The organism is Catenulispora subtropica (assembly GCF_039531675.1).
Lineage (GTDB): Bacteria > Actinomycetota > Actinomycetes > Streptomycetales > Catenulisporaceae > Catenulispora > Catenulispora subtropica.
In genome coordinates, this window is record NZ_BAAAQM010000115.1 from 1 (window position 1) to 5,389 (window position 5,389).

The 5,389-nt window shown below is 74.0% G+C and carries 4 protein-coding genes; all 4 read left to right on the top strand.

The genetic code is table 11. The features are described 5' to 3' along the window. A partial coding sequence (locus tag ABD466_RS44095; protein WP_344663300.1) for an EfeM/EfeO family lipoprotein occupies positions 1 to 1,197 on the top strand: 1,197 nt, incomplete at its 5' end. 55 nt (positions 1,198 to 1,252) lie between these two features. Continuing rightward, positions 1,253 to 2,572, top strand: coding sequence for an iron uptake transporter deferrochelatase/peroxidase subunit (gene efeB / locus ABD466_RS44100; RefSeq protein WP_344663301.1), 1,320 nt, complete (start codon positions 1,253 to 1,255; stop codon positions 2,570 to 2,572). A gap of 64 nt (positions 2,573 to 2,636) precedes the next feature. Next, the gene (locus ABD466_RS44105; RefSeq protein WP_344663302.1) at positions 2,637 to 3,920 is read left to right on the top strand and encodes a helix-turn-helix domain-containing protein; all 1,284 of its coding nucleotides are present in this window, start codon (positions 2,637 to 2,639) and stop codon (positions 3,918 to 3,920) included. Between the two features lie 25 nt (positions 3,921 to 3,945). After that, the gene (locus ABD466_RS44110) at positions 3,946 to 5,190 is read left to right on the top strand and encodes a helix-turn-helix transcriptional regulator (protein WP_344663303.1); all 1,245 of its coding nucleotides are present in this window, start codon (positions 3,946 to 3,948) and stop codon (positions 5,188 to 5,190) included. The last annotated feature ends 199 nt before the right edge of the window (positions 5,191 to 5,389 follow it).

Sequence of the window (5,389 nt, forward strand, 5' to 3'; positions counted from 1 at the left end):
CCGGCCGCGCCGGCCGCGCCCCGCAGGCCGGCGCCGCGCTGGGCGTTCGGCACCGCGGCGGTCGCGGTGCCCGCCGTCACGGCGGTGGCCGTGATCGTCGCCGTCGGCCCGAACTCCTCGGCCAAGGCCGACCAGACCGTCGAGGTCTCGGCCGCCGCCTGCGGCAAGGGCTTCGGTGACCTGGCCACCGGAGAGCACGTGTTCCAGATGAAGAACACCGGCGACGTGCCCGCCGAGGTCTACCTGCTGGACCCGTCGACCAACGCCGTCTACGGCGAGATCGAGGGCCTGGCGCCGGGCACCACCCGGCCGCTGACCGCGACGCTGGGCGCCGGCACCTACGCCTGGCGCTGCGTGCCGAACGGCAAGGGCGCGGTGACCTCGGCGGTGAAGCGCGTCACCGGGAGCGGGACCTCCAAGACCGCGGTCGTGCCGATCTCCGACAAGGACCTGGAAGGGCCGCTGGACCAGTACCGGTCCTACGTCACCGACCACCTGGCCGAGCTCGCCGGGTACACCGGCAAGTTGAAGCAGGACGTGGACTCCGGCGATCTGGCCGCGGCCAAGGCCGACTGGCTGACCGCGCACCTGGCCTACAACCGGCTCGGGGCCGCCTACGGCACCTTCGCCGACTGGGACGGCAAGATCGACGGCCGCGCCGACGGCCTGCCGGACAAAGAGAAGGACAAGGACTTCACCGGCTTCCACCGGCTGGAGTACGGCCTCTGGCACGGTGAGTCGGCGGCCGACCTGGCGCCGGTCGCCGACCAGTTGGACGCCGACGTGCACGGCCTGTCCGACGCCTGGCCGAAGCAGGACTTCGACCCCGCGGACCTGCCGCTGCGCGCCCACGAGATCCTCGAGAACACCCTCCAGTTCCAGCTCACCGGCGACGCCGACTACGGCTCCGGCACCACCGTGGCCACCGCCGACGCCAACCTGGCCGGCACTCGCGTCGTGCTGAACGTGATCCGCCCGCTGGTGCAGGCCCGCGATCCGCGGGGGCTGGCGGACATCGACTCCTGGCTCGACCGCTTCGGCAAGGTCGTGGCCGCCGCCAAGCAGCCCGACGGGACGTGGATCCCGGTGGACAAGCTGGCCCCGGCCGACCGGCAGAAGCTGAACGGGACGCTGGGCGAGCTGCTGGAGCAGCTGGCCGTGGTCCCGGACCTGCTGGAGATCCGCAAGGCGACCTGAGGGGCCGCCGCCCCCGCCGCCCTGCCGACTTCGTAGACGAAAGCTGTGCTTTGAGATGACCGAGCAGAACCCGACACCGGACACCGACGCCGCCGCGGCCCAGCCCGCGCAGCCCGCCACCTGTCCCTTCGACCACAGCGGCTTCGCCCGCCGCGCGATGCTCAAGGGCGCGGCGGCCGGCGTCACCGGTGCCGCGGTCATCGGGGCCACCGGCTTCGCGATGAACAAGGCCGCCGCCGACGCCGCGCCGAACTCCCCGTCGGGCGAGGCCAAGACCGGCCGGACCCTCGCCTTCCACGGCCCGCGCCAGCAGGGCGTCACGACCCCGGCGCAGAAGCACCTGACGCTCGCGGTCTTCGACGTCACCGCGGCCGACAAGGGCGAGCTGACCCAGCTGTTCCAGACCCTCACCGAGCGGGCGCGCTTCCTCACCGCCGGCGGCACGCCGCCGGATCTCGGCGTCGGGGCGCCGCCGTCGGACAGCGGGATCCTCGGCCCGACCGTCCCGTCCGACGGTCTGACCGTCACCCTCGGTGTCGGCGCCTCGCTGTTCGACGGCAGGTTCGGCCTGGCCGACAAGAAGCCGGCCCGGCTCACGCCGATGAAGACGTTCCCGAACGACAACCTGAATCCGGCCGAGTGCCACGGCGACCTGTCGCTGCAGATCTGCGCGGACAGCCAGGACACGGTGATCCACGCGATCCGCGACATCGCCAAGCACACCCGGGCCGGCATGCAGCTGAAGTACCGCATCGACGGCTGGGCCAACGACCCGCGGCCCACCGGCGCGCAGCGCAACCTGCTCGGCTTCCACGACGGCATCGCGAACCCGACGACCGACCACGAGTACGACTACCTGGTGTGGGTGCAGCCGGGCGCGCCCGAGCCGGCCTGGACCGCCGGCGGCACGTACCAGGTGGTGCGGCGGATCCGGATGCTGGTCGAGTTCTGGGACCGGGTCAGCCTGCTGGAGCAGGAGAAGATGATCGGCCGCCGCCGGGACACCGGCGCGCCGCTGGACGGCGCCGCGCAGACCGACATCCCGCAGTACGCCAAAGACCCCAAGGGCGGCTCCATCCCGCTGGACGCGCACATCCGGCTGGCCAACCCGCGCACCCCGGAGACCGACCGGAACCGCATCCTGCGCCGCGGCTACAACTACGACCGCGGCTTCGACGCCGTCGGCGACCTGGACATGGGCCTGGCGTTCGTCTGCTACCAGCAGGACGTCCAGCGGCAGTTCGAGTTCGTGCAGACCAAGCTCATCGACGAGCCGCTGGTGGACTACATCTCGCCGGTCGGCGGGGGCTACTTCTTCGTGCTGCCCGGGGTGAAGGACGCCTCGGACTTCTTCGGCAGCGGACTGCTGGCCTGACATCGCAGAGGGCTGACGCTCCCCGGTTGATCCCTTTCCGAGGCCGCTGCCCTAAAGTGGGGCCATGGGACTGGCCTCGGAGGTGCGGCGCCTGCGCCTGGCCCGGGGCCTGACCCAGCGCGAGCTGGCGGAACCGGCCTACACGCGGGCCTTCGTCGCGGCGATCGAGTCCGGCGCCCGGGTGCCGAGCGACGAGGCGCTGGCGCATCTGGCCGGGCGTCTCGGCACCGGCGTCGACGACCTGCGGCACGGCCGCCCGCCGGGCACCGAGGCCGCGCTCCGCTCCCGCCTGGTCGAGGCCCGGCTCGCGCTGTCCCACGGCCGGGCCGGGGAGTCCGCCGCCGAGCTGGAGGCCGTCCTGGAGCAGGCGCGGGCCTACGGCCTGACCGAGATCGCGGCCTGGGCCCGGCTCCGCCTCGGCGAGGTCCACACCCATCTCGGCGAGGTCGACCGGGCGTTGCGGGTCTACGAGGACGTGCTTGCCGACGTCCTCCCGGAGAGCGTGCGCCTGCACGCCGCCGCCGTGGCCCGCGTGGCGTACTCCCGGTTCACCGTCGGCGACCCGCAGCGGGCCATGGCGCTGCTGGAGACCGAGCTCAGAGCCCTGCGCGCCCGCCCCGAACCGGACGCCGACGCCGAGCTGCGCATCGCCTCGGCCCTGATGTACGTCTACAACGAGCTCGACTGGAACGACCGCGCCCGCCGCGTCGAGCAGGAGGCCGCACCGCTCATCCCGCGCGTCTCCGACCAGGAGTGGATCGCGCAGTTCTGCTCCACGGCGGCCCAGCTCCGCCGCATCGAGTCCGAACTCGACGACGTGGACCGGCTCCTCACCGACGCCGTCCACCGCTACAGCGAGCTCGGCATGCAGCGCGAGATCGGCATGTGCCACTGGGCCCGCGGCTACGTCCTGCGCCGCGCCGCGCGCCTCCCCGAGGCCGCCGCCGAGTTCCGCAGCGCCCGCGCGATCCTGCACGAGGTCGGCGCGATCCAGGACGAGGCCGGCGCCACCCTGGAGCTGGCCGAGGTCCTGCGCCGCCAGGGCGCCCTCGACGAGGCCCACCTGCTCGCGGCGGAGGCCCAGCGCACCTCGGAGCACACCGGCCACCGCGAGGGCATGGCCGAGGCGGCGCGCCTGCTCGGCCTGGTCTCCGGGCAGCGGGGGCGGCACGCCGAGGCGGAGCACCATCTGGTGATCGCCGCCGACCGCTACGAAGGCGCGGGCCTGATGGCCGAACTGGTGACGACCTGCGGCCTGCTCGCCGATCTGCTGCTGGGCACCGGCCGCGAGGCCGAGGCGCGCCAGGTGCTGCGGCGCGGTCTGCGCGGAGCGGAGACGCTGTGGTGAGCGCTGTGGGCGGGCCGGTGGTCCCGTGGTGACCTCCGTCGGCGAACGCCTCCACCGCCTCCGCACCGAACGCGGCATGAGCCAGCGCGAACTCGCCGAGCCGCGCTACACGGCGGCGTTCGTGTCGTCCCTGGAGGCCGGCAAGCGGACGGCGTCGGTCGAGGCGCTGGAGTACTTCGCGGAGCGCCTCGGGATCGGCGTCGACGAGCTGCGCACCGGACGCGCCGCCGACCACGGACTGCGGCTCGAACTAGCACTGGCCGAGGCCGAGAGCGGAGGCCCGGCGACCGCCTTCCGCGAGCTGCTGCACACCGAGGGCCTCTCACCGGCCCAACGCGCCTGGTGCCACATCGGCCTGGGCCACGCCGCCCTGACAGTCGCCGACCTCGCCGACGCCACAGCCCACTTCGAGGCCGCCGACCACCTGTTCACCACCGCGGCGGTCCCACCGCACCACCGCGCGCACGCCACCGTCGGCCGCGCGGCAGCCCTCCGCCACCAGCGCGACGCCCGCTACGCCGTCTATCTGCTCACCGAGGCCCGCGACGAACTCACCCGCACCGGCCACCCCGACCCCTCGGCGCTGCTGGCCCTGCACGTCCACCTCACGGTGGCGCACAGCGACCTCGGCGACGACGTCCAGGCCGCCGACGCGGCCGAGACGGCACTCGCCCTCGCCGCCGGACCGCGACCCACCGCGGTCGCCCGGGGCCACCTGACCACTGCCCGCACGCTCCTGGACGCCGGGGACGCCGCCGCCCTGCCCGAGGCCGCCGTCGCACTCGCGCAGGGCCGCCAGGCCCTCCGGGAGGCCGCCCTGCACTCCAAGCTCGCCTGGTGCCACCGAGCCCGCGGACTGCGCCGCGGCCGGGACGGCGACCGCGAGGGCGCCCTGGCCGACCTGGCTGTGGCGGAGCGGCTGTTCGCCGAGTCAGGACAGGACGAGCGGCGCGTCGACACCGCGCTGGAACTCGCCGAGCTCCGCCTCGCCATGGGCATAGCAGAACCCGAGCTTCCCAGCGCCCACAACTCCGTGCAGCAGGCCCGCGCCGACCGACTCCGGGCCCTGATGGCCCCAGGCGCCGCGGAGAAGGAACGCTTCCTCCTCGCCGCCATCGCGGGCTTCCGCGACCGCGGCCCGCGGCCGGAGCTGGCCCGGGTCGTGAACGAGCTCGCCGATCTCCTGGAGGCGGCCGGCCGGGGCGACGAGGCTCTGCGGGCGCTGCGCGCGGGCCTGGCCGATGTGCAGCGGCTCAACAGTCAGACGTGAGGTGTGGTGCTGGGGCCTTAAGCGGTGCTGGGGCCCAAAGCGTGCTGGGTCTTAAGCGGTGCTGGGTCCTTAAGCGCTGAGAGCAAGGTTTCGGAACGGATGCGTTGGCGGGTTGCTGTTGGTGTGGCTTCGCGTTCGCGCCCAAAGGGCGGGGCGCGATGCCTCTGGCGGCCCTCCGGGGGCGCCTGCGCGGCGGGCG

Coding starts and splice junctions, on each gene's coding strand:
- efeB (WP_344663301.1), top strand. CDS start 1,253: ATGACCGAGCAGAACCCGACACCGGACACCGACGCCGCCGCGGCCCAG.
- ABD466_RS44105 (WP_344663302.1), top strand. CDS start 2,637: ATGGGACTGGCCTCGGAGGTGCGGCGCCTGCGCCTGGCCCGGGGCCTG.